The 24,472-nt window shown below is 72.2% G+C and carries 20 protein-coding genes; 12 read left to right on the top strand and 8 right to left on the bottom strand.

Going from position 1 to position 24,472, the window contains the following annotated elements:
* Positions 1 to 7: 7 nt before the first annotated feature.
* From H4F90_RS08390 to H4F90_RS08335, 12 genes are all read left to right on the top strand, one after another.
* Positions 8 to 772, top strand: a complete 765-nt coding sequence (locus H4F90_RS08390) for a fumarylacetoacetate hydrolase family protein (RefSeq protein WP_182663470.1) — start codon at positions 8 to 10, stop codon at positions 770 to 772.
* A gap of 136 nt (positions 773 to 908) precedes the next feature.
* A complete protein-coding gene (locus H4F90_RS08385; RefSeq protein ID WP_182663468.1) occupies positions 909 to 2,177 on the top strand; it encodes a glycerate kinase type-2 family protein in 1,269 nt (422 codons plus the stop codon).
* A gap of 106 nt (positions 2,178 to 2,283) precedes the next feature.
* On the top strand, positions 2,284 to 3,963 hold the full coding sequence (locus H4F90_RS08380) for a formate--tetrahydrofolate ligase (RefSeq protein WP_182663466.1): 1,680 nt from the start codon (positions 2,284 to 2,286) through the stop codon (positions 3,961 to 3,963).
* Positions 3,964 to 3,994: 31 nt separating this feature from the next.
* Positions 3,995 to 5,404 carry a bifunctional tetrahydrofolate synthase/dihydrofolate synthase gene (gene folC / locus H4F90_RS08375; RefSeq protein WP_235972115.1) on the top strand — a complete coding sequence of 470 codons (1,410 nt, stop codon included), beginning with the start codon at positions 3,995 to 3,997 and terminating at the stop codon, positions 5,402 to 5,404.
* A 369-nt stretch (positions 5,405 to 5,773) separates the two neighbouring features.
* The gene (locus tag H4F90_RS08370; protein ID WP_182663464.1) at positions 5,774 to 6,991 is read left to right on the top strand and encodes an aminotransferase class V-fold PLP-dependent enzyme; all 1,218 of its coding nucleotides are present in this window, start codon (positions 5,774 to 5,776) and stop codon (positions 6,989 to 6,991) included.
* Positions 6,988 to 7,941 (top strand): D-2-hydroxyacid dehydrogenase, encoded by a 954-nt coding sequence (locus tag H4F90_RS08365; protein ID WP_182663463.1) that lies wholly within the window; start codon positions 6,988 to 6,990, stop codon positions 7,939 to 7,941. Before H4F90_RS08370 ends, H4F90_RS08365 begins: the two co-directional genes overlap by 4 nt.
* Before the next feature lie 120 nt (positions 7,942 to 8,061).
* Positions 8,062 to 8,937 (top strand): NADP-dependent methylenetetrahydromethanopterin/methylenetetrahydrofolate dehydrogenase, encoded by an 876-nt coding sequence (locus H4F90_RS08360; protein WP_182663461.1) that lies wholly within the window; start codon positions 8,062 to 8,064, stop codon positions 8,935 to 8,937.
* A 115-nt stretch (positions 8,938 to 9,052) separates the two neighbouring features.
* A complete protein-coding gene (gene fchA / locus H4F90_RS08355) occupies positions 9,053 to 9,691 on the top strand; it encodes a methenyltetrahydrofolate cyclohydrolase (RefSeq protein WP_182663459.1) in 639 nt (212 codons plus the stop codon).
* Between the two features lie 162 nt (positions 9,692 to 9,853).
* Positions 9,854 to 11,023: a malate--CoA ligase subunit beta gene (locus H4F90_RS08350; protein WP_182663457.1), complete on the top strand. Its 1,170-nt coding sequence runs from the start codon at positions 9,854 to 9,856 to the stop codon at positions 11,021 to 11,023.
* A 14-nt stretch (positions 11,024 to 11,037) separates the two neighbouring features.
* Positions 11,038 to 11,928 (top strand): succinate--CoA ligase subunit alpha, encoded by an 891-nt coding sequence (gene sucD / locus H4F90_RS08345; RefSeq protein WP_182663455.1) that lies wholly within the window; start codon positions 11,038 to 11,040, stop codon positions 11,926 to 11,928.
* A 143-nt stretch (positions 11,929 to 12,071) separates the two neighbouring features.
* The gene (locus H4F90_RS08340; RefSeq protein WP_182663453.1) at positions 12,072 to 14,810 is read left to right on the top strand and encodes a phosphoenolpyruvate carboxylase; all 2,739 of its coding nucleotides are present in this window, start codon (positions 12,072 to 12,074) and stop codon (positions 14,808 to 14,810) included.
* A 90-nt stretch (positions 14,811 to 14,900) separates the two neighbouring features.
* On the top strand, positions 14,901 to 15,878 hold the full coding sequence (locus H4F90_RS08335; RefSeq protein WP_182663451.1) for an HpcH/HpaI aldolase/citrate lyase family protein: 978 nt from the start codon (positions 14,901 to 14,903) through the stop codon (positions 15,876 to 15,878).
* A gap of 153 nt (positions 15,879 to 16,031) precedes the next feature.
* Here H4F90_RS08335 and H4F90_RS08330 read toward each other — a convergent pair whose 3' ends face one another.
* Genes H4F90_RS08330 through arsS form a run of 8 tightly spaced genes read right to left on the bottom strand, consistent with a single transcriptional unit; the run spans position 16,032 to position 24,225 of the window.
* Positions 16,032 to 16,802 (bottom strand): DUF3047 domain-containing protein, encoded by a 771-nt coding sequence (locus H4F90_RS08330; RefSeq protein ID WP_182663449.1) that lies wholly within the window; start codon positions 16,800 to 16,802, stop codon positions 16,032 to 16,034.
* A complete protein-coding gene (locus H4F90_RS08325) occupies positions 16,799 to 17,644 on the bottom strand; it encodes an MTAP family purine nucleoside phosphorylase (RefSeq protein ID WP_182663447.1) in 846 nt (281 codons plus the stop codon). Before H4F90_RS08325 ends, H4F90_RS08330 begins: the two co-directional genes overlap by 4 nt.
* A 20-nt stretch (positions 17,645 to 17,664) precedes the next feature.
* Positions 17,665 to 18,789 (bottom strand): FAD-dependent oxidoreductase, encoded by a 1,125-nt coding sequence (locus tag H4F90_RS08320; RefSeq protein ID WP_182663445.1) that lies wholly within the window; start codon positions 18,787 to 18,789, stop codon positions 17,665 to 17,667.
* Positions 18,786 to 19,424 (bottom strand): TIGR04282 family arsenosugar biosynthesis glycosyltransferase, encoded by a 639-nt coding sequence (locus H4F90_RS08315; protein WP_182663443.1) that lies wholly within the window; start codon positions 19,422 to 19,424, stop codon positions 18,786 to 18,788. Before H4F90_RS08315 ends, H4F90_RS08320 begins: the two co-directional genes overlap by 4 nt.
* A gap of 22 nt (positions 19,425 to 19,446) precedes the next feature.
* Positions 19,447 to 20,157: a TIGR04283 family arsenosugar biosynthesis glycosyltransferase gene (locus H4F90_RS08310; protein WP_182663441.1), complete on the bottom strand. Its 711-nt coding sequence runs from the start codon at positions 20,155 to 20,157 to the stop codon at positions 19,447 to 19,449.
* On the bottom strand, positions 20,154 to 21,056 hold the full coding sequence (locus H4F90_RS08305; protein ID WP_182663439.1) for a DUF547 domain-containing protein: 903 nt from the start codon (positions 21,054 to 21,056) through the stop codon (positions 20,154 to 20,156). The genes H4F90_RS08310 and H4F90_RS08305 overlap by 4 nt, the downstream gene beginning before the upstream one ends.
* Positions 21,053 to 23,266 (bottom strand): FAD-dependent oxidoreductase, encoded by a 2,214-nt coding sequence (locus H4F90_RS08300; RefSeq protein ID WP_182663430.1) that lies wholly within the window; start codon positions 23,264 to 23,266, stop codon positions 21,053 to 21,055. The genes H4F90_RS08305 and H4F90_RS08300 overlap by 4 nt, the downstream gene beginning before the upstream one ends.
* Positions 23,263 to 24,225 carry an arsenosugar biosynthesis radical SAM (seleno)protein ArsS gene (gene arsS / locus H4F90_RS08295; protein WP_182663428.1) on the bottom strand — a complete coding sequence of 321 codons (963 nt, stop codon included), beginning with the start codon at positions 24,223 to 24,225 and terminating at the stop codon, positions 23,263 to 23,265. Before arsS ends, H4F90_RS08300 begins: the two co-directional genes overlap by 4 nt.
* Between the last annotated feature and the right edge of the window lie 247 nt (positions 24,226 to 24,472).

The raw sequence follows: 24,472 nt of genomic DNA, 5'->3' as shown, positions 1-24,472 counted from the left end.
CCGCGCGATGAAGTGGCTGCGCTACACCCATGCCGGGATCGAGGGCTTCGGCACCCTGGACGGCGAGACCATCCACGTCCACACCGGCGAGCTCTTCGACACGCCCACGCCCACCGGCACCACGCTCCGGCTGGACGAGGTCTGCCTGGGCCTGCCCTGCCGCGTGGGCAAGGTGCTGGCCCTGTGGAACAACTTCCGCGCCGCGGCCGAGAAGAACGGCTGGGCCCCGCCGACCGAGCCGCTCTACTTCCTCAAGAGCCCCAACAGCCTGGCGCCCCACGGCAGCGTGACGCCGGCGGTGGCGCCGGAAATCGGCCGGGTGGCCTTCGAGGGCGAGCTGGCCGTGGTCATCGGCCGGCGGGCCCACCGGGTGAGCCTGGCGCAGGCCCCGGACCACATCCTGGGCTACACCTGCGCCGACGATGTGACGGCGATCGAGCTGCTGCACCGCGACCCGGCCTTCCCGCAATGGACACGCGCCAAGGGCTTCGACGGCTTCGGCGTGCTGGGGCCGGTGATCGAGACCTCGCTGGACCTGTCCACCGCCATGCTGCGCACCCGCGTCGGGGGCCGCGAACGTCAGGCCTACCCCCTGGCCGACATGTTCTTTCCGCCGGCCGAGCTGGTGGCGCGGATCTCCCAGGACCTGCCGCTGGAGCCCGGCGACGTGATCCTCTGCGGCACCTCGCTGGGCGTGCTGCCGATGAAGCCGGGCAGCGAGGTCGAGGTGACGATCGACGGCCTCGGCACCCTGGTCCACCGCTACGGCTGAAGCCCGCCCGGGCCGTCAGCGCTTCTTTGGTTTCGGATCAGAAAATGCATCGGCCGCCTCGTGGGGGGCTTCCTAGAATTTTCACTCGGGTCCGGCCTGCTGCAGGCCCCGCCCTTCCACCCCGACGCCCCTGCCCATGACTGCTGCCGACCGCCGCGCCCTGCTCCGCTCGATGTTCGATGCCGCCGTCGCGGCGGCCGATCCGATGCGGGTGCTGGGCCCCCACCTGCCGGAGCCGCCCAGAGGCCGCACGATCGTCATCGGCGCCGGCAAGGCCAGCGGCGCGATGGCGGCCGCGGTGGAGGCGCACTGGACCGGCGGACCGCTCAGCGGCCTGGTCGTCACCCGCTACGGCCACGGGGCGCCGACGAAGCAGATCGAGATCGTCGAGGCCGCCCACCCCGTGCCCGACGCCGCCGGCGCCGAAGCGGCGATCCGCATCGCCCGCATGGTGCAGGGCCTGACGCAAGACGACCTGGTGCTCTGCCTGATCTCGGGCGGCGGCTCCTCCCTGCTGGCCGCGCCGGCCGAGGGCCTGAGCCTGGCCGACAAGCAGGCCCTGAACAAGGCCCTGCTCAAGAGCGGCGCCAACATCACCGAGATGAACTGCGTGCGCAAGCACCTGAGCGCGCTCAAGGGCGGTCGCCTGGCCGCCCTGTGCGCGCCGGCCCGGGTGGTGACGCTGACGATCTCCGACGTGCCCGGTGACGACCCCTCGGTCATCGCCTCCGGCCCCACCGTGCCCGATGCCAGCACCTGCGCCGACGCCCTGGCCATCCTGGAGAAGTACCGCATCACCGAGCCCAAGGTGGCGGTGGACTACATCCGCCGCGGCCACGACGAGACGCCCAAGCCCGGCGACCCGCGCCTGGCCCGGGCCGAGACGCACATGGTCGCCACGCCGCAGATGTCGCTGGAAGCTGCGGCCGACGTGGCCCGTGCGGCCGGCTACACCCCGCTGATCCTGGGCAACGCCCTGGAGGGCGAGGCCCGCGACATGGCCCTGATGCATGCCGGCATCGCCCGCCAGGTGCTGCAGCACGGCCAGCCGGCGCCGGCACCCTGCGTGCTGCTCTCGGGCGGCGAGGCCACCGTCACCGTGCGCGGCGCAGGCCGCGGCGGGCGCTGTGCCGAATTCCTGCTGGCCCTGGCCGTGGCCCTGGACGGTGCGCCCGGCGTGCACGCCATTGCCTGCGACACCGACGGCATCGACGGCACCGAGGACAACGCCGGCGCCGTGCTGAGCCCCGACAGCCTGGCCCGCGCCGCCGCCCGCGGCCTGAGCGCCAAGGCGCATCTGGCGAACAACGACGGCTACAGCTTCTTCGCCGGCGTGGACGACCTGGTCTTCACCGGGCCCACGCTGACCAATGTCAACGACTTCCGCGCGATCCTGATCGGCTGACCCGCCGCCGGCCGCGCCCCGGCCGCCGCTCCCCAGGCCCGCCACCCGCGGGCGGGACGGCCGCCCTGCCCCACCCCTTTCTTGCGATTCCCCAGGAGACAACACCATGGCGTCCGACATCGACATTGCCCAAGCGGCCACGCTCCAGCGCATCACCCAGGTCGCGAGCGAGAAGCTCGGCATCGCCGACGAGCACCTGGAGCCCTACGGCCACTACAAGGCCAAGATTTCGCTGAAGTACCTCGACAGCCTGAAGGACCGCCCCAACGGCAAGCTGATCCTGGTGACCGCCATCAGCCCCACGCCGGCCGGCGAGGGCAAGACCACCACCACCGTCGGCCTGGGCGATGCGCTGAACCGCATCGGCAAGAAGGCCCTGGTCTGCCTGCGCGAGCCCTCGCTGGGCCCGGTCTTCGGCGTCAAGGGCGGCGCCGCGGGCGGCGGCTACGCGCAGGTCGTGCCCATGGAGGACATCAACCTCCACTTCACCGGCGACTTCAACGCCATCCAGCTCGCCAACAACCTGCTGGCGGCGGTCATCGACAACCACATCCACCACGGCAACGCACTGGACATCGATGTGCGCCGCGTGACCTGGAAGCGCGTGCTCGACATGAACGACCGCGCCCTGCGCGACATCACCATCGCCCTGGGCGGCACGGCCAACGGCTACCCGCGCCAGGACGGCTTCGACATCGTCGTGGCCTCCGAGGTGATGGCCATCTTCTGCCTGGCCACCTCGCTCGACGACCTGAAGCAGCGCCTGGGCAACATCGTCTGCGCCTACACCCGCGCCGGCAAGCCGGTCACGGCCCGCGAGCTGAACGCCCACGGCGCGATGACCGTGCTGCTCAAGGACGCGATCCAGCCCAACCTCGTGCAGACGCTGGAGAACAACCCCGCCATCCTGCACGGCGGCCCCTTCGCCAACATCGCCCACGGCTGCAATTCCGTCATCGCCACCCAGGCCAGCCTGAAGCTGGCCGACTACGTGGTGACGGAGGCCGGCTTCGGCGCCGACCTGGGCGCCGAGAAGTTCATCGACATCAAGTGCCGCAAGTCGGGCCTGCGTCCGGATGCGGTGGTGATCGTCGCGACCATCCGCGCGCTCAAGTTCCACGGCGGCGTGAAGAAGGAAGACCTCAACACCGAGAACCTCGACGCGCTGGCCAAGGGCATCGCCAACATCGAGAAGCATGTGCAGAACGTGCGCGAGCACTACGGCCTGCCCTGCGTGGTCTCGATCAACAACTTCACCGCCGACACCCCGGCCGAGCTGAAGCTTCTGCAGGAGCGCATGGCCGCCCTGGGCGCGCCGGTGGTGGTGGCCCGCCACTGGGCCGAAGGCGGCAAGGGCGCCGAGGACGTGGCGCACGAAGTGGTCCGCATCATCGAGGCGAACGAAGGCCGGAGCGGCTTCAAGTTCGTCTACGAGGAGGCCGCCCCGCTGATGGAGAAAGTCACCGCCATCGCGACCAAGATCTACGGCGCGGCCGGCGTCAGCGCCGATGCCAAGGTCAGGAAACAGATCGCCGAGCTGCAGGAAGCCGGCTACGGCCACTACCCGGTCTGCGTGGCCAAGACGCAGTACAGCTTCTCCACCGATGCCAATGCCAAGGGTGCGCCGACCGGCCACACCCTGAACATCCGCGAGGTGCGGCTGGCCGCGGGCGCCGAATTCATCGTCATGGTCTGCGGCGACGTGATGACCATGCCCGGCCTGCCCAAGGTACCCTCGGCCGAGAAGATCGACCTGGTCGACGGCAAGGTCGTCGGCCTGTTCTGACCGGCCGGCACGGCGGCCCCGGGAGCACGGCATGGTCCAGCCGGATTGCATGGATGCGGCGCTGGGTTCTCCGCCCCGGCCGGACGATCTGGCCGCCTGGCTCGCCTGGGCCGAGCGCCTGAATCCCCAGCCCATCGAGATGGGCCTGGACCGCGTGCGCGCGGTGCATCAGGCCCTGGGCCTGGTGCCGCGGGTGCCGGTGATCACGGTCGGCGGCACGAACGGCAAGGGTTCGACCTGCGCCATGCTCTCGGCCCTGCTGCAGTCGGGCGGCTACCGGGTCGGCTGCTACACCTCGCCGCATCTGCTGCACCCGACCGAACGGGTCCGCATCGACGGCGTGCCGGTGGCCGAGGAACGCCTCGCCGCAGCCTGCGCGCGGGTCGAGTCGGCCCGCGGCACGCTGCCGCTGACGCCCTTCGAGTTCGGCACCCTGGCCGCGCTCTGCGTGTTCGACGAGACGCCACTCGACGCGCTGGTGCTGGAAGTCGGCCTGGGAGGCCGGCTCGATGCGGTCAATGTCGTCGACGCCGACGTGTCGGTGGTCACGAGCATCGGCATCGATCACATCGAGTTCCTGGGCAACACCCGCGATGCCATCGGTTTCGAGAAGGCCGGCATCTTCCGACCCGGCCGGCCGGCCCTCTGTGGCGACCCGCATCCGCCTCTGGGCCTGCTGCAGCAGGCCCAGGCCCTGGGGGCACCGCTGTGGTCGCAGGGTGCGGGCTATGGCTGGTCGGCCTGCCCCTGCGCCGACGGCACACCGGGCTGGCGCTTCTGGCGGGTGGATGCCGGGCTGCCGGACGCCTGCCGCGTGATCGAGCCGCTGCCGCTGCCGGCCCTGGAGGGCGAGATCCAGCTCGACAACGCGGCCACCGCCCTGATGGCGCTGGACCGCCTGCGCGATCGCCTGCCGCTGCCCGACGAAGCCCTGCGTGCCGGCCTGCGCCGCGTGCAGCTGGCCGGGCGCTTCCAGCGCCTGGGCACGCGACCCGACATCATCCTCGACGTGGCCCACAACCCGCATGCCGCGCAGCGCCTGGCCGCCACCCTGGCCGGCCAGCCGCTTGCCGGCCGCACGCTGGCCGTGCTAGCCATGCTGCGGGACAAGGACATGCGAGGCGTCGTGCAGGCCCTCGCCGCGCAAGTGCAGGGCTGGTGCATCGCGCCGATCACCGAGCGCCGCGGCGCCTCGATCGAGGAGCTCAGCGCCGCGCTGCAAGCCGGGGGTGCCCAGGGGCCGGTGACCGCCTGCACCGACATTGCAGCCGCCCTGGCTGCTGCCCGCGCCGACGCCGGGCCGGAGGACCGCGTGATCGTCTGCGGCTCCTTCGTGACCGTCGGAACCGCGCTGCAGCAGCTGATTGCCGAAGCCGCCGTCGGGACGATGGCCGCCGCGGCAGGCGAGCGTCGCGCTGCGGATAAGGCGATCTTTGTCTGAGCGTCAGAAAGTCCAACCCACGCCGCAGGGGCTGCGTCCTAGACTGGATTCATCGGATCGCAGCACGCTGACCAAGCCCGCGATCCCCAGTGCGGCTTCACACGCCGCACGGCACTGAACCCCCTGCGCGCAGGCCCGCTCCGGCCCTTCAGGCTCATCCCCTGATCCTCCGAGCCGCCTGCACGTTTGGACCGCGCCAGGGCGCCGCAGATCGCGCGCCCCAGGCCTCGCGGTGTCTTGTTCTGGCCCGACGCGGCCAGCCTGGCAGCCGTTGATCCGGTCCCTCACGCCCCGTCGCCCCAGCGCACGGCAGCCTGTCGGCCGCCGGCTTGGGGGCTTCATCCCGATCCGCCTCTGAGGAGACACACCATGGCCGGCCGCAATTTCCTGTTCGTCCCGGGTCCCACCAACATTCCCGACCGCGTGCTGCGTTCGATGGCGGTGCAGTCGGAAGACCATCGCTCCCCGGTCTTCTCGCAGCTCACCTTCGACTGCATCCAGGGCTTGAAGGACATTTTCAAAACCACCACCGGCACGCCGATCATCTTCCCGTCCAGCGGCACCGGCTGCTGGGAGGCCGCGCTGACGAACTGCCTGAACCCCGGCGACACGGTGCTGGCCTCGCGCTTCGGCCAGTTCAGCCACCTGTGGATCGACATGTGCCAGCGCCTGGGCTTCAACGTCGAGGCCGTGGACTGCGAATGGGGCACCGGCGTGCCGCTGGAGCGCTATGCCGAGATCCTGGCCGCCGACAAGGGCCACAAGATCAAGGCCGTGCTGGCCACCCAGAACGAGACCGCCACCGGCGTGAACAGCGACATCGCCGGCGTGCGCAAGGCCCTGGACGCCTGCGGCCACCCGGCCCTGCTCTTCGTCGATTCGGTCAGCGCGCTGGCCAGCGTGGACTTCCGCATGGACGAGTGGGGCGTGGACGTCTGCGTCAGCGGCTCGCAGAAGGGCCTGATGCTGCCCGCCGGCCTGGGCATCACCTGCGTGAGCGAGAAGGCGCTCGAAGCGCGCAAGACGGCCAAGGCGCCGCGCTGCTACTTCGACTACCTCGACATGGTCAACGCCAACAAGACCGGCTACTTCCCCTACACCCCCTCGCTGCCGCTGCTCTACGGCCTGCGCGAGGCGATCGCCACGCTGAAGGAGGAGGGCCTGGAGAACGTGTTCGCCCGCCATGCCTACCTGGGCGGCGCCACCCGCGCCGCGGTGCAGCAGGGCTGGAAGCTCGACGTCTGCGCGAAGGCGCCGAAGTGGTACTCGAACACGGTCAGCGCGGTCGTCGTGCCCGAGGGCTTCAACGGCGCCGACGTGATCGCCCGGGCCTTCCGACGCTACAACCTGGCGCTGGGTGCCGGCCTGTCGAAGGTGGCGGGCAAGGTCTTCCGCATCGGCCACATCGGCGACATGAACGAGTGCATGCTGCTGGGTGCCATCGCGGGGGCCGAGGCCGCCATGCTGGATGTGGGCATCAAGGTCGAGCCCGGCAGCGGCGTCGCCGCGGCCAGCAACTTCCTGCGCGATCCGGACCAGGTGCCGGCGCACATGGCCCAGTGGATCGCCGGGAGGAACGCAGCATGAGCGCCCACCACGTCGTCTTCCTGGACCGCGCCTCGCTGAAGGCCAAGGTCCGCACGCCATCCTTCGGCGGTCGCTACGTCGAACACGCCAAGACCGCGCCGGAGCAGGTCGTCGAACGCCTCAAGGGCGCCACCGTGGCCATCACCAACAAGGTGCCACTGCGCGAGGAGGTGCTGGCCCAGCTGCCCGACCTCAAGATGATCGCCGTGGCCGCCACCGGCTACGACGTGATCGACGTGCCGGCCTGCCGCGCCCGCGGCATCGCCGTGGCCAACATCCGCAACTACGCGGTGCACACGGTGCCGGAGCATGCCTTCGCGCTGATCCTGGCCCTGCGGCGGAACATCCTGGCCTACCGCCAGGATGTGGAGGCGGGCGTGTGGCAGAAGTCGGACCAGTTCTGCTTCTTCACCCACGACATCGGCGACCTGCACGGCGCGACGCTGGGCATCATCGGCGAAGGCGCCCTGGGCCAGGGCACGGCCAAGATCGCGCGCGGCTTCGGCATGGAGGTGCTGTTCGCCGACCACGAGCCGCCCAAGATGCCGGGGGTCGAGTTCACCCCGCTCGACGAGGTGCTGGCCCGCTCGGACGTCATCAGCCTGCACTGCCCGCTGACGCCCAGCACGCGCAACCTGATCGGCCTCGCGGAGTTCCGCAAGATGAAGCGCAACGCGCTATTGATCAACACCGCACGTGGTGGTCTGGTCGACGAAGCGGCGCTGATCACCGCGCTGGACGAAGGCCTGATCGCCGGGGCGGGCTTCGACGTGCTGACGGTGGAGCCCCCGCGCAACGGCCATCCGCTGCTGGACGTCCGCCGCCCGAATTTCATCCTGACGCCGCACGTGGCCTGGGCCTCGGACGGCGCGATGCAGTTCCTGGCCGACCAGCTGATCGACAACGTCGAGCTCTGGGCCGCCGGCACGCCGCAGCACCTGGTCACCTGAGCGATCCCATCCCTGGCCACGCCCCCGCGGGGGCGTGAACGCGGGGCCTTCGGGCTCCGCGGCGGGCAAACTCGCGGCTGCGATCTCGCAGACCCCTTGCCCGACTCCCGGAGAAAGAGCATGAAGAAACTGCTGTACCAGTTCGACACCGACCCGATGCCCTCGGTCTTCGACAACGTCGTGGGCTACGACGGTGGCGCCGACCACATCACCGCCTACGGCGGCGTGACCCCCGCCAACGTCGGCGGCCTGGTCGACGGGGCCATCTTCACCCGCGCGCCCAAGGACAAGAAGCTGACCGCCATCTTCGTCGGCGGCGGCAACATGGTCGAGGGCGAGGCCCTGTTCAAGGCCGTGCGCAAGAAGTTCTTCGCCGGCTTCCGGGTCTCGGTCATGCTCGACAGCAACGGCTCCAACACCACCGCCGCGGCCGGCGTGGCCTGGCTGGCCCATGCGGCGGCCAAGCGCGGCGGCAGCCTGGCCGGCAAGAAGGCCGTGGTGCTGGCCGGCAGCGGCCCGGTCGGCCAGCGCGCCGCGGTGATGCTGGCCCGCGAAGGCGCGGAGGTCACGATCACCTCGCGCGACGCCACCAAGGGCGGTGCCGCCGCCGAGGCCATCCAGACCCGCTTCGGCCTGAGCGTGAAGGCCGTGGTGGCCCGCGACCCGGCCGGCTTCGGTGCCGCCATCGAGGGCGCGCAGATCGTCTTCTCGGCCGGCGCGGCCAGCGCCCAGCTGCTGAGCGAGGCGCAGTGGAAGGATTCCCCGACGCTCGAACTGCTGGCCGACGCGAACGCGACGCCGCCGCTGGGCATCGAGGGCATCGACATGATGGACAAGGGGGTCGAGCGCCACGGCAAGATCGTCTTCGGCGCGCTCGGCTTCGGCGCGCTGAAGATCGCCCTGCACCGCGCCTGCGTGGGCCGGATGTTCGAGCAGAACGATCTCGTGCTCGACGCCGACGAGATCTTCGCGATCGCCAAGACGATGGTGGGCTGAACCCCGCCCGCCCGGGCTGCGGCGGCCTGCCGCCGCAGCCCCTCCCCCCCCCCCGACTGATGAACAGCCGGTCCGGATGCCTGCATCCGCGACCCCGGCCGGAGGCTTGTCCGCCATGAGCAACGAACGCATCGAATCCCTGCCCGTCCAGACCTTCCTGGACGAACTCGCCAGCGCCGCGCCCACCCCGGGCGGCGGGGGCGCCGCCGCCGTGATGGGCGCCATGGGCGCAGCCCTGGTCGCCATGGTCTGCAACCTGACCGTCGGCAAGAAGAACTACGAAGCCGTCGAAGACGAGATGAAGGCCGTGCTGGCCGCCTCCGAGGACGTGCGCAGCCGCCTGACCCGCATGATCGAGGACGACAAGACCGCCTTCGACGCGCTGATGGCCAGCTACAAGCTGCCCAAGGCCAGCGACGAGGAGAAGGCCGCGCGCAGCGCCGCGATCCAGGCCGGCCTGAAGGGCGCGACCGTCGTGCCGCTGGACTGCGCCAAGGCCTGCGCCGAGGTCGTGCGCCTGTCGGCCCGCGCCGCGGCGGTCGGCAACCTCAACGTGATCAGCGATGCCGGCGTCGGCGTGCTGGCCGCCTGGGCGGCGCTGCGCAGCGCGGCGCTGAACGTGCACATCAACGCCCCGCAGCTCAAGGACCGCGCCTTCGCCGACGCGAAGCTGGCCGAGCTGCAGGCCCTGCTCGATGAATGCGGGCCGCTCGCCGAGCAGGTCCACGACACGGTCAAGGCCAAGCTGGGCTGAGTCCCACCGCGGCCTGGCCGCGCGATTTCCAGACGATTCCAAGCTCGGACACACGAGCGACTCTTGGTCTCCCGGAGCGGCGCGATCCGCCGCCCGGGCCCTGGCGGCGGCCCACCACGCCGAGTTCCACGCATTCGGAAGCAAGAGAGAAGGAGATATCCCATGGACATCCACGAGTACCAGGCCAAGGAGCTGCTTGCCGGCTTCGGCGTGCCCGTGCCGCGCGGCAGCGTGGCCTACAGCCCCGACCAGGCGGTCTACGTCGCCACGGAACTGGGCGGCTGGCACTGGGCGGTGAAGGCCCAGATCCACTCCGGCGGCCGCGGCAAGGCGGGCGGCGTGAAGCTCTGCCGCACCTATGGCGAGGTGGCCGCGGCCGCCAAGGCCATGCTGGGGGCGACGCTGGTGACGAACCAGACGGGCCCCAAGGGCAAGGTGGTCAACCGCCTCTACGTGGAACAGGCCACGGCCTTCGTCCGCGAGATCTACCTGGGCTTCGTGCTCGACCGCAAGGCCGAACGGGTGCGGGTGATCGCCTCCGCCGAAGGCGGCATGGAGATCGAGGAGATCGCCCATGACAAGCCCGAATCCATCCTGCAGATCGAGGTCGAGCCGGCCGTCGGCCTGCAGCCCTTCCAGGCCCGCGAGCTGGCCTTCGGCCTGGGCCTGAACATCAAGCAGGTCAGCCAGGCGGTCACCACCATCCTCGGCTGCTACCGCGCCTTCCGCGACCTCGACGCGACCATGGTCGAGATCAATCCGCTCGTCGTGACCCAGGACGACCGCGTGCTGGCGCTGGACGCGAAGATGAGCTTCGACGACAACGCCCTCTTCCGCCGCCCGCAGATCGCCGAGATGCGCGACGTGGCCGAGGAGGACCCGCGCGAGGCCCAGGCCGGCAAGCACGGCCTGAACTATGTCGGCCTGCAGGGCGACATCGGCTGCATCATCAATGGCGCCGGCCTGGCCATGGCGACCATGGACATGATCAAGTACGCGGGCGGCGAGCCGGCGAACTTCCTCGACGTCGGCGGCGGCGCCTCGCCCGAGCGCGTCGGCCAGGCCTTCAACCTCGTCCTCTCGGACCCGGGGGTGAAGGCCATCCTGGTCAACATCTTCGCCGGCATCAACCGCTGCGACTGGGTGGCCCAGGGCGTGGTGCAGGCCGCCAAGGGCCTGCGCGTGCCGCTGATCGTCCGCCTGGCCGGGACCAATGTGGACGAGGGCATGAAGATCGTCCGCGACTCCGGCCTGCCCATCATCCTGGCCGATGACCTGGCGAGTGCTGCCCACAAGGCCGTGGCCGCCGCCCGTGGCGAACTCAGCGCCTGAGCAGGAGAGAGAACATGAGCATCCTCATCGACGAAACCACCCGCGTCATCGTCCAGGGCTACACCGGCGACAAGGCGACCTTCCATGCCAAGGAGATGATCGCCTACGGCACGAACGTGGTCGGCGGCGTGACGCCCGGCAAGGGCGGCCAGAAGCATCTGGACCGCCCGGTCTTCAACACCGTCAAGGACGCGGTGCATGCGACCGGCGCCGAAGCCAGCCTGGCCTTCGTGCCGCCGCCCTACGCCGCCGATGCGCTGATGGAGGCGGCCGACGCCGGCCTCAAGCTGGTCTGCATCATCACCGACGGCATCCCGGCCCAGGACATGATGCGCGTCAAGCGCTACCTGCGCCGCTATCCCAAGGACCAGCGCACGACCATCGTCGGCCCCAACTGCGCCGGCATCATCAGCGCGGGCAAGGCCATGCTGGGCATCATGCCGAGCCACATCTACCAGCGCGGCAACGTCGGCATCGTCTCGCGCTCGGGCACCCTGGGCTACGAGGCCGCGGCGCAGATGAAGGCCCTGGGCATCGGCGTGACGACCAGCGTGGGCATCGGCGGCGATCCGATCAACGGCTCCTCCTTCCTGGATCACCTCGAACGCTTCGAGCAGGACCCGGAGACCAAGGCCGTGATCATGATCGGCGAGATCGGCGGCCCGCAGGAGGCCGAGGCCTCGGCCTGGGTCCAGGCCCACATGAGCAAGCCGGTGGTCGGCTACGTGGCCGGCCTGACCGCGCCCAAGGGCCGCCGCATGGGCCATGCCGGCGCCATCGTCTCGGCCGCTGGCGACACCGCGGCCGAGAAGGCCGAGATCATGGCCTCCTACGGCCTGCATGTGGCGCCCAGCGCCGCACAGCTCGGCGAGACCGTCGCCCTGGCCTTGTCGCGCGTGCTGTAAGCCCCCGAGGCGCGCGGCCCGGCGGGCCGCGCGCCTCCTGCCTCGATCCTGAAGCGACCGCGGTGCCCAGCCCCGCGGTCGGCGTCCGGCCGCCCCTGCGGGGGCGGCCCACCGAACCGGTCCGTCCACCTGCGGGAGCCACCATGAGCCCAGTCATCACCGCCGAAGCTGCGGAGCTCGTCTCCGAGGAAGGGGCCAACGACGGCTTCTCCCGCGCCGACCTGCTGCGCGAAGCCATGCTGGGCGTACTGGACCGGCACGAGCCCGAGGTCGCGGCCCTGCTGCGCCGCGAGGGCCTGTCCGGCGAGGGCCTGAGCCCGCGTCTGCTGGCCCGCACCATCCAGGCCCAGGCCATGTGGTTCCAGCTGCTGGCCATCGCCGAGCAGAACCGCGACATGCGGCGGCGCCGCAATGTCGAGCGTGAGCGCGGCTACGCACAGCTGCTCGGCACCTTCGCGCACGTGATCGGCAGCGCGGCGGCCGGTGGCATCCCGGCCGGCGAGATCCGTGAGGCCCTGGCCAGCATCAAGATCCGGCCGGTCATCACCGCCCACCCGACCGAGTCCAAGCGCATCACCGTGCTGGAGCGGCACCGCCGCATCTACCTGCGCCTGGTCGACCTGGAGTCGCCGCGCTGGACCGAGCGCGAGCGCGAGGAGCTGCTGCGCGCGATCAGCGACGAGATCGAACTGCTCTGGCTGACCGGCGAGCTGAAGCTGGAGAAGCCCACGGTGGAGCAGGAGGTCAACTGGGGCCTCTACTTCTTCAACGAGAACCTGTTCGACACGGTGCCGGCGCTCTACGCGAAGGTCGAGGCGGCCTTCGCACGCCAGTTCCCGGAGGAGGCCCCGCTGGAGCTGCCGCCCTTCTTCACCTTCGGCTCCTGGGTGGGCGGCGACCGCGACGGCAACCCCTACGTGACCAGCGAGGTCACCCGCCGCACCCTGTGGCAGAACCGCGTGGCCTGCCTGCGGCGCTACCGCAGCCGCATCGTCGAGCTGATCCGCAACCTCAGCATCGCCGAGCACGCGCTGGACTTCCCCGCCGCCTTCAAGCGTGCGGTGCAGGCCGCCCTGGACCAGATCCCCGACGGGGCGCAGATCGCCGCCCGCAACCCGGGCGAGCTCTGCCGCCAGTACCTGGCCGTGATGCTGGCCCGGCTGGACGTCACCCTGGCCCGCAGCGAGGAGCAGGAGCCCGCCACCACCGCGGGCGGCTACCAGCATGCCGACCAGATGCTGGTCGACCTGGATCTGGTGCAGGCCGCGCTGGTGGAGGCTGGCGCGGCGCGCCTCGCGCAGTCGCTCATCAAGCCGATGTGGCGCGAGGTCAGCATCTTCCGCTTCAGCACCCTGCGGCTGGACGTGCGGGAGAACACGATCCGCATCAACGCCACCCTGGGGGAGATGTACCGCAGCCTGCGCGGCGAGGAGCCGCCGCCGATCGAGAGCCCGGCCTGGAAGGCCTGGCTGCTGGCCGAGCTGGGCAGCCCGCGGGCCCAGCCCTACGACTACCCCGAGCTGTCGGCCGAGGCCGCCGAGACCCTGGCCACCTTCCGCACCATCGGCGAGATGCGCATGCAGATCGACCGCGAGGCCTTCGGGGCGCTGATCCTCAGCATGACCCACAGCGCGGCCGATGTGCTGGGCGTCTACCTGCTGGCCAAGGAAGCCGGCCTCTTCGCCGACGCGCTGGCGGTGGAGGCCTGCACCCTGCCCATCGTGCCGCTGCTGGAGACCATCCCCGACCTGCGCGGCGCCTCGGCCATCCTCAAGGAACTGATCGCCGTGCCCCTGGTGCAGCGCAGCCTGCGCCGCCAGGGCAATGTGCAGGAGGTGATGGTCGGCTACAGCGACTCGAACAAGGACGGCGGCTACCTGGCCGCCAACTGGGAGCTGTCCAAGGCCCAGGCCCAGCTCACCCGGCTGGGGTCCGAGCTGGGCGTGGCGATCGCCTTCTTCCATGGCCGGGGCGGCTCGGTCAGCCGCGGTGGCGCGCCGACGGGTCGCGCCATCGCCGCGGCACCGGCCGGCTCCATCCGTGGCCAGTTCCGCATCACCGAGCAGGGCGAAGTCGTCTCGCTGAAGTACGCCAACAAGGGCACGGCGGCCTACCAGGTCGAGCTGCTGAGCGCCTCGGTCATCGAGCACATGCTCAAGTCCGAGCGCGAGACCGCGCTGATCCCGCGGCATGAATACGACGAGGCCCTGGAAGCCCTGTCGGGCACCTCCTGGACGGCCTACCGCCGCCTGATGGAATCGCCCAGCATGCTGGCCTATCTGCAGGCGGCCAGCCCGCTGGAGGAGCTGGCCCTGCTGAACCTGGGCTCCCGGCCCGCACGCCGCACGCAGGCCAGGACGCTGGCCGACCTGCGTGCCATCCCCTGGGTCTTCGCCTGGGCGCAGAACCGCCACATGTTGACCGGCTGGTACGGCGTGGGGAGCGGCATCAAGGCCTTCCTCGACGTGCGCAAGGCCCGCGGCCTGGAGCTGCTGCAGCGCATGTTCCAGGAATCGCGGCTGTTCCGCCTGGTGATGGACGAGGTCGAGAAGACCCTGCTGATGGTCGACCTGGACATCGCACGCGCGTTCGCCGGCCTGTGCGAGGACGCCGAGATCCGCGAACCCATCTTCGGCGCCATCGCGGCCGAGCATGCCCTCACCCGCGAGATGGTCTGCACGATCTCCGGCGATCCCGTGCTGGCCCAGCGCTTCCCGCAATACCGCCGCCGCCTGGCCCGTCGCCTCAGGACCATGAACCAGGTCAGCCTGGAGCAGGTGCAGCTGCTGCGCGCCTGGCGCGCCAGCGGCGCCGAGGACGTGCGCCATGCCCTGCTGCTGTCCATCAACTGCGCCTCCGCCGGCCTGGGCGCCACGGGCTGAGCCCCGGGCCGCTGCCGCCATCCGCTTTCGACCACCCGGTCCGACCCCGGACCCCACCCCCAGCCGGCCACCCCGGAGGAGACCCGACCCATGAGCTTCTACGCCGTTGAACAAGCCACCCCGCGCCTGCACCGTTCCGAGCTCGCCGTGCCCGGCTCCAACCCCAGCATGTTCGAGAAAGCCGCCAGGAGCGCGGCCGACATCGTCTTCCTCGACTGCGAGGACGCCGTCGCGCCCGACGACAAGGAGCAGGCCCGCAAGAACATCGTCGAGGCCCTCAACGACATCGACTGGGGCAGCAAGACGATGATGGTCCGCATCAACGGCCTGGACACGCACTACATGGTGCGCGACGTGGTCGACATCGTCGAAGCCTGCCCGCGCCTGGACATGATCCTGATCCCCAAGGTCGGCGTGCCGCAGGACGTGTATGCGCTGGACATGATGGTCACGCAGCTGGAGAACTCGAAGAAGCGGACCAAGCGCATCGGCTTCGAGGTGCTGATCGAGACCGCCCTGGGCATGGCCAATGTCGAGGCCATCGCCCAGGCCAGCAAGCGCCTGGAGGCCATGAGCTTCGGCGTGGCCGACTACGCCGCCTCCACCCGCGCCCGCACCACCGTGATCGGCGGCGTGAACAAGGACAGCGTGGTGCTCAGCGACAAGGATGCCGACGGCCAGCGCCAGGCCTTCTGGACCGACCCCTGGCATGCCGCCCAGACCCGCATGATGGTGGCCTGCCGCGCCTACGGCCTGCGCCCCATCGACGGCCCCTTCGGCGACTTCAGCGACCCGGACGGCTACCTCAGCGCCGCCAACCGCTGCGCCGTGCTGGGCTACGAGGGCAAGTGGGCCATCCACCCCTCGCAGATCGAGCTGGCCAACCAGGTGTTCACGCCCTCGGACGCCGAAGTCACCAAGGCCCGCCGCATCCTCGACGCCATGGCCCAGGCGGCCCGGGAGGGCAAGGGCGCCGTCTCGCTCGACGGCCGCCTGATCGACATCGCCTCCATCCGCATGGCCGAGGCCCTGCTGGCCAAGGCCGACCAGATCGCCGCGGCGCGCTGAAGCGCGCGTCCGGCCCCAGGTTCCGCGGCGCGCATCGCGCCACGGCCTCGGGGTGGGAGCCCATCGCCCCCGCCTCCGGCGCGGCGCCGCACCCGGCCCGCCCGACCCGCCCCCGTCCACGACCGTGGCCGGGGGCTTTTTCTCGGCCGCCGCTCAGGGCGGCGGCGCGCAGGGCTGGTCGGCGGCGACGAAGTGCAGGTCGGCAAAGCCGGCCTCGGCCGATTCGCCGGTGTTGTCGGTGTCGACGGCCAGGGCGATCTGCACCGGCCGGGCGCTGGGGCCGAAGTGGCGGCGCGCATCGGCCGCGATGTCGCGGCGCTCCTGCACCCAGGCGCCGGCCTGGGCGGCGCCGCTGCGCTGCACGATCATCATGGCCCGGTCGGTGTAGGCATTGGGCTGGGCGGTGCCGACCGCGGCCTGGCCGTCCCAGACATAGTTCAGCGCGGCATCGGGCAGCTCGGGGCCGAAGATCGAACGGCCCAGGGCCAGCTTGGCGCGCAGGGCGAAGCCCTGGTCCTCGGGCGGGATGGCCAGGCTGATGTAGAGCCGGGCGGCATAGTCGTCGCCGGCCTTGTCGCCGAGCCGGGCGGTCTTCAGCGGCGCGTCGATGCGCCAGGCCCAGCAGAGCACGGGCGTGGCGGCCAGGTCCATCGCCAGGGGCCGGGCGAGCAGGGAGAAGCTCTTGGCCGAGCGGATCTCGACCGCCGCGCGGCCGTCCCAGGCGCGCAGGCGGTGGCGGTTGGGCGTGAGGCCGGGCTTGAGCGCCTGCTCGCGCCAGGGCGCGAGGCCGGCGTCGAAGCGGCCGACCCAGACCGGCTCGGCCGCCGCCACCGGGCCGGCCAGCGCCCCTGGCGCGAGCAGCCCGAGCAACGCGAGCGCTGGGGCAAGCGTCTGCCGGGCGGCCGCCTCCGGGCCGAGGTTCATGCCTGCAGCACGGCCAGCCAGGCGCGCTGGGCGGCGTCGAGCCGGTCGGGCGGGGTGATCAGGGCGCTGGCCAGGGCCTGGCGGGACTCGGGCTCGATCTCCGGCTGCGGCAGGCTCAGCAGGGTGTGAAGCAGCTGCCGGGCCTGGGCCAGGGTGGCGCCGTAGCGGGCGAAGACCTCGGCCACGCTGACATGGTGGGCGGGGTCGTCCATCCAGCAGTCGTAGTCGGTGACCAGGCCGACGGTGGCATAGCCCATCTGCGCCTCGCGGGCCAGGAAGACCTCCGGCACATTGCTCATGCCGACCAGCTGGCCGCCGAGCTGGCGCAGCATGAAGCTCTCGGCCCGGGTGCCCAGGCGCGGGCCTTCGACGCAGGCGTAGGTCAGGTCGCGATGCAGGGGCAGGCCGAGCCGGGCGGCGCCGGCCGCGATCCAGTCGACCATGGCCGCGCTCACCGGCCGCGCGGTGGAGACATGCGCGGCCACCCCGCCGCCGAAGAAGCTGCGCTCGCGCCCGCCGCGGGTCCAGTCGATGTACTGCCCGGGCACGGCCAGCTGGCCCGGCGCGACCGGCTCGACCAGGCTGCCGACCGCCGAGAAGCCCAGCAGGTGGGTGGCGCCCGCGGCCTTCAGCGCAAAGACGTTGGCACGGTAGTTCACCTCATGCGGCAGCAGGCGGTGACCGTCGCCGTGGCGGGCCAGGAAGAGCAGCTCGCGCCCGCCGAAGCGGCCGTGCAGCACCGGGCCGGAAGGGCGGCCGAAGGGCGTGTCGCCCTCGTGGCGGGTGATCAGCTCGAAGTCCTCGAGCCCGTAGAGGCCGGTGCCTCCGACGACGGCAAGCATGGGGTGTTCTCCCGAAGGGTTCAGGCGTCCAGGGGGGCGGGACGCGGCGCGCCGGCGACACGGTAACGCTGCAGGAAGGCCCGGTCGATGTGGCGCTTCCAGGCCAGCACCCAGCGGCCCTCGGCGGCCAGGCCGCCGCGCGCGGCGATGGCGCGGCCGTCGGCCGTGGCCAGCAGGGCCAGCACGCGGGCCTGGGGTTCGTGCTCGCGCCAGACGCCGGCGCCGCAGGCGGCGCGCAGGTTATCCGACAGCACCGGGCCCATGCGCACGGCATGCACGCCGGCCTTGGGCAGGGCGGGTGACCAGGCGGCGCAATCGCCCACCGCGAAGAGCTGCGGATGCGAGACCGAGCGGAGCCGGCGGTCGATGGCCAGGAAGCCGCCCTCGTCGACCGCCAGGCCGCCGCGGCGGGCCGGGTCGCGCTGCCAGGCCTGGGCGCGGGCGCCGGTGGCCCAGAGCATCACATCGGTGCCGGCGGCCTCGGCCTCGGTCCAGCTGCGGCCGAGCTGCAGCTCGATGCCGGCCCGTACCAGGGCCCGCGCCGCCGCCCGCCGCGCGCCGGGCGCCAGGCCGGGCAGCAGCGGGCCGCGGCTGAGCAGCCTGGCCTGCAGGTGCAGGCCGGGCCGCTCGCGGCGCAGCCGGGCGCTGACGGCCAGCACGGTCTCGAAGCCGGCCGCGCCGCCGCCCACGGCGGCCAGGCGCAGCGGACGGTCCAGCGGCCAGACGGCCAACTCGGCGCGCAACGCCTGCCAGGCGGCGCGCAGGGCGCCCAGCGGGCGCATCGACAGCACGCGCACGCCGGCCGGGGCCGGCGGCTCCAGCGTGGAGCCGACGTTCAGCGAGAGATGCCGCCAGCCCAGCCGCGCGCCGCTGGCCAGGGTGAGCTGGCGCGCCACCGGATCCAGGGCCTGCACGCTGTCGAGGTGCAGGGTGGCGCCGGCCGCGCGGGCCAGGGCGGCCATGTCGATGCTGATGGAGGCGCTGCTTTCCTCGCCCGCCAGCCAGGCCGGCACGCTGCCGGAATAGGGCGCCAGCGGCTCGGGCGTGACCAGGTGCAGGGCCACGCCCGGCAGCGGCGCCAGGGCCCAGCGGCGCAGCACCTCGGCATGGGCATGGCCGCCGCCGACGAGGACGAGATCGCTCATGCGCCCACCTCCCGGCCCGCCGGCAGCCAGCCGGGCGGCAGGTGGACGAGGTCGGCCGGCTCGTCGATGTCGTGCAGCGGCGCCAGCTCGGCCAGGCGCAGGCCGGCCGCGGCGGCGCGGGCGCGGGTGGCGGCCAGCACGCCGGCCGTGCTCCAGGCCATGCCCTCGAAGAGCGCGGGCGCCGGCCGGCGCAGGCCGATCAGGGCATAGCCGCCGTCGTGCGCGGGCACGGTCACCGCATCGGCCTGGGCCAGGGCCTGGGCGGCGGCGCGCAGCCGGGCGGCGTCCAGGGCCGGCGCGTCGGTGCCGATCAGCAGGGCCCCGGCCGCGCCGCCGGCCAGGGCGCGGTCCAGCGCGCGGGCCATGCGGGCCCCGAGATCGCCCTCGCCCTGTAGGCTCAGGCGCAGGCCGGGCCGGGCGGCCTGGCGCTGCACGGCGGGGTGGTCGGCGTCGGGGGTGACGCAGAGCTCGACCGTGTCGAAGCCGGCGGCCAGGGCCTGGTCCAGGGCCAGGTCGAGCAGGCGCTCGGCCAGCGCGGCGGCGCCGTCCGCACCCAGCGCCGGGATGAGGCGGGTCTTGGCCCGGCCCGGCACGGGGGCCTTGGCGAGCACGGTCAGGTGGAAGCGGGGGGGCATGGGGTCGGGAAGGGGCTCGGGCTCAGCGGTAGGCGCGGGCCAGGGCCTCGGGCGAGGCGCCGCGCCAGTAGCGCCAGCGCAGCCGCCACATCAGCAGGATGGTCGGCCAGGCGCCGCGCTCGTCCCAGCGCCGGCCGGCGGTCTGCACCTTCAGGCGCAGGCAGGCCGGGCGCAGGCCACGGCGCAGCAGGCGGCGGCTGAGCTCGATGTCCTCCATCAGCGGCTGCTCGGGGAAGCCGCCGAGTTCGCGGAAGGTCTCGGCGCGCAGGAAGATGCCCTGGTCGCCGGTGGCGATGCCGGTCCAGCGCGAGCGCCGGTTCATCAGCGCGGCGACCACCGGCAGCCAGCGCGAGCGGCCTTCGATGCGCACGTCGAAGCGGCCCCAGTGCGCGCCCGCGTCGAGCGCGGCCCCCAGGGCCTCGGCCCCGCCGGGCGGCAGGCGGGTGTCGGCATGCAGGAAGAGCAGGTGCTCGCCCCGCGCGCAGGACGCGCCGGCATTCATCTGCCGGGCGCGGCCGCGCGGGCCTTCGAGCACGCGGTCGGCCAGCGGTCGGGCGCGGGCCAGGCTGTCGTCCTGGCTGCCGCCGTCGACGACGATCAGCTCCTGCCCGGCCGCCCGCAGCGGCGCCAGCGCGCGCAGCGTGGCCTCGATGCCTGCGGCCTCATTCAGCATGGGCAGGACGATGGACAGGCGCGGCCGGGCCGCGGCGGCCTCGGCGGGGCTCAAGCTCATGCCGGCACGTCGTTCAGCGCCCAGTCGTAGTCGAGGAAGTCGATCGGCACCGTGCCGGCGCGCAGCCGGGCCTGGTCGGTCGGGGCCTCGGTCAGGCGCTCGGCGTGGCTGGCGAAGAAGCCGGCCAGGCTGCGGATGCCGCGGTGGCCGAGGCGGAAGTCCTCGCCATACCAGTCGAAGATCTTCGAGACCTTGAGCCGGCCGCTGGCCGCGTCGTAGCGGTTGCGGCTGCGGTCGGCCAGGAAGCGGGCGGTCTGCTCGTCGAGCTGGGCGTCGAGGCGCTCGGGCAGGAAGGCCTCCTCGCGCAGCATGGGGCAGCCGACCGAGGCGCAGTTGACCGCGAAGTGGATGCGCGGGTCGTCGTAGCGGCCGCGGGCGCGCAGGCGGCCGTGCTCGATGGCGTCGAGCGAGAGGGTCTCGCCGAGCAGCGGGATCCAGGCCGGCTTCCAGGGGCTGCTGAGCAGGCTGCCCAGGTCCTTGATCGAGGCCAGGCGTGGGTAGCGGCCGAGGATGAGCTCGACCGTCCAGGCGTTGTAGGCATTGATCAGGAAGGCCATCTGCGCGGCCGGCGTCCAGGCCTCGAAGCGCGCGCGCGGCAGGGCCGACAGGCTGGCCAGATAGGCCTTGAGCGCCGGCCGGTCGGTCGCGAAGCCGGCATAGCGGACCTGCGAGGCCTGGCCGCCGCGCAGCAGCACGACATGGCGCTTGAGCAGCGCCGTCCAGGGCCCGTGGTCGAAGGCCTCGGCGGCCGCGGCCGGGCCGGCGGCCAGCGGCCCCAGGCCGGCCAGGGCCAGGCCACCGATCGCGCCACCCAGCAGGCGGCGGCGGGCCGGGCTCAGGGCCTGAGCCTGGACCGCAGGGCGCGGCGGGTGGGCGAGGACGGAAAGGTCGGGCTTCATGCGCCGCGCTCCCAGGCGTGGTACTTCGCCACCCAGGCCAGCAGGCCCTGCGGGGCATGGGCCCGCTTCCATTCGCCGGCCGCGTACTTGTTGGCCTCCGACAGGGTGGGGTAGGTGTGGATGGTGCCGAGGATCTTGTTGAGCCCCAGGCCGTGCTTCATCGCCAGCACGAATTCGGCGAGCAGGTCGCCGGCATGCTCGCCGACGATCGTCACGCCGAGGATGCGGTCCTTGCCCGGCACGGTCAGCACCTTGACGTAACCGTGGGCGGTGCCGTCGGCGATGGCGCGGTCGAGATCGTCCAGGCCATAGCGCGTCAGCTCGTAGGCCACGCCCTGGGCGCGGGCCTCGTCCTCCGACAGGCCGACCCGCGCGACCTCGGGGTCGGTGAAGGTGGTCCAGGGCATCACGCGGTAGTCGGCGGTGAAGGTCTTGAAGCGACCGAACAGGGCGTTGACCGCGGCATACCAGGCCTGGTGGGCCGCAGCATGGGTGAACTGGTAGGGCCCGGCCACATCGCCCACGGCGTAGATGTTCGGGTACTTGGTTTGCAGCAGGCCGTTGGTGACGATGGTCTTGCGCGGCGTCAGCGGGATGCCCAGCTCCTCCAGGCCATAGCCCTCGACCCGCGGCGTGCGGCCGACGGCGCAGAGCAGCTGGTCGAAGGGCAGCGCGATCTCCTGCCCGCCCTGCCGCACGATCAGGCGCTTGCCCTGGGCATCCTGCTCGCAGCGCAGGGCCTGGTGGCCGGTCAGCACGCGCACGCCGTCGGCCTGCAGCGAGGCGGTGACCAGCGCGGCGGCGTCGGCATCCTCGCGCGCCATCAGGCGCTCGCCCTGCTCGACCTGGGTCACCTCGGCGCCGAGGCGGGCGAAGCTCTGCGCCAGCTCGCAGCCGATCGGCCCGCCGCCCAGCACCAGCAGCCGGGCCGGCAGCTCGCGCAGGCTCCAGACGGTGTCGGAATTGAGCGCGCCGACCTCGGCCAGGCCGGGGATGGGCGGCATGAAGGGCCGCGCGCCCGCGGCGATCACGATGCTGCGGGTGCTCAGCACCTGGGTGCGGCCATCGGCCCCGCGCACCTCGACCGTCCAGGGCGTGAGCATGCGGGCATGGCCCTGCAGCACCTCGACGCCCAGCTTGGTGTAGCGCTCGACCGAATCATGCGGCTCGACCTCGCGCACGACGCCGGCCACCCGCTCCATCACCGCCGCGAAGTCCACCCGGCCCTGCACGCCACGCAGGCCCAGGGCCTCGGCCTTGCGCAGGGCCTGGGCGGCCTTGGCCGAACGGATCAGGGCCTTGCTCGGCACGCAGCCGAAGTTCAGGCAGTCGCCGCCCATCTTGTGGCCTTCGACCAGGGTGACCTTGGCCTTGACCGCCGCGGCGATGTAGGCGCTCACCAGGCCGCCGGCCCCGGCGCCAATCACGACCAGGTTGCGGTCGAAGCGGCGCGGCCGCGTCCAGCCCGCATAGACCTTGCGCCGCTGCAGCCCCGCCACGAGGGCCTTGGCCAGCAGGGGGAAGCAGCCCAGCAGCACGAAGGAGCCGAGCAGGCCCGGCGACAGCACATCGCCCGGCGCGCTGATGCTCGCAAGCTGGGTGCCGGCGTTCACGAAGACGGCCGTGCCCGCCAGCATGCCGAGCTGGCTGACCCCGTAGAAGCGGCCGGCGCCGATCGGCGTCAGGCCGGCCAGCAGATTGACCAGGAAGAAGGGGAAGACGGGCACCAGCCTCAGGGTCAGCAGGTAGAGCACGCCATCGCGGCGCATGCCCTCGTTGATCGGCGCAAGCTGCGCGCCGAAGCGCGACTGCACCAGGTCGCGCAGCAGGTAGCGCGCGACCAGGAAGGCCAGCAGCGCGCCCAGGCTGGAGGCGAAGGACACCAGCAGCAGGCCCCAGCCCAGGCCGAACATCGCGCCGCCGGCCAGGGTCAGCACGGCCGCGCCCGGGAAGGACAGGGCGGTGACGAGGACGTAGACGCCGAAATACACCGCCGCCGTGGCCAGCGGCCGTTCGGCGACCAGGGCGTCCAGCTCGGCCCGGCGGGCCTTGAGGGCGTCGAGCGTGAGCAGCTCGGCCAGGCCGAAATGCTGCCAGGCCCAGAGCGCCAGGCCGGCCACCAGGGCCAGGCCGATGAGCAAGGGCAGGCGGCGGTGCGGCGCAGCGGCTGGCGGCGGGGTGGGGCCAGGCACGGGGGCGGGCGCGCTCATGCGAGGGCTCCGCCGCAGCTGCTGCCCTGGCCGGCGGTGCAGCCGTAGCAGTGGTCGGCAATGTGGACGGCCTCGCCGTCCGGGTCCTCGCCCAGCAGATCGGCCAGCTGCGGTCGTTCACGCCCCTTCAACCGGGCGCGCAGGCCGAGCATCTGGTTGAAGTCGCAGTCGTAGAGGTCGCCCTGCCAGTCCACGCTGACCGTGCTGCGGCACATCAGGGTGTCGAGGTTCTCGGCCTGGTAGGCGCCGCGCAGCAGGGCCATGTAGCTGGCGAAGCTGCCCTTGGAGACCAGGGTGCTGCCGAAACGCTGGATCGGCATGTTGGTCAGGGCATAGAGCCGGTTGAAGACGATGCCGAAGTGCGCGGCCAGCTCGCGCTTGTAGTCGGCCTCCAGCTTCTGCTGCGGCGGCGGCAGCACGGGGCCCTGCGGGTTGTAGACCAGGTTGAGCCCCAGGCCGCTGCCGTCCTGGCCGTAGCCCAGGGCATTGAGCCGCTTGAGCCCGGCGATGCTGGCCTCGAAGACGCCGTCGCCGCGCTGGCGGTCGACATTGGCCGGCGAGTAGCAGGGCAGCGAGGCCACCACCTCCACGCCCTGCGCGGCCAGGAACTCGGCCAGATCCTCCTGCCCGGGCTCGGACAGGATGGTGAGGTTGCAGCGGTCGATCACCTTCACGCCCAGGGCGCGGGCGCCGGCCACCAGGCGGCGGAAGTGCGGGTTCAGCTCGGGCGCGCCGCCGGTCAGGTCCAGGGTCTCGACGCGGCGGGCCTTGAGCACGGCCAGCACCTGGTCGACGGTGGCCGCCTCCATCATCTCGCTGCGGTTCGGGCCGGCATTGACATGGCAGTGCAGGCAGCTCTGGTTGCAGCGGTAGCCCAGATTGACCTGCAGGGTCTGCAGCGCAGCGCGGCGCACCGGCGGGAAATCGGTGGCGACGAGGAGCGGGAGGGTGGCGTGCATCGGGCGGGTCTTTCGGGCAAGGCGAGGCCGGAACGAGGGCCACGGGGGCTCCGTCGGAGAAGTCGTCGCATCGTTACACGCGGCATGCGAAATCGGATGCAGCCCCCCATCCGGCCGACCGGGTCGGGCCGGCGTGAGGAACTTGGCAGCCCGCCGCAGCCGCCCCCCTCGGGGTCGGCGGCGCGTGAAGACGATCACGCCCAGCGGCTGATCTGCGGCGCGCGACGGCCGATATCCCGGGCATGCG

Origin of the sequence: Aquariibacter albus (assembly GCF_014145335.1) — a bacterium.
In the GTDB taxonomy this organism is placed as follows: Bacteria; Pseudomonadota; Gammaproteobacteria; order Burkholderiales; family Burkholderiaceae_C; genus Aquariibacter; species Aquariibacter albus.
This window is presented reverse-complemented; position numbering and strand designations above follow the sequence as displayed.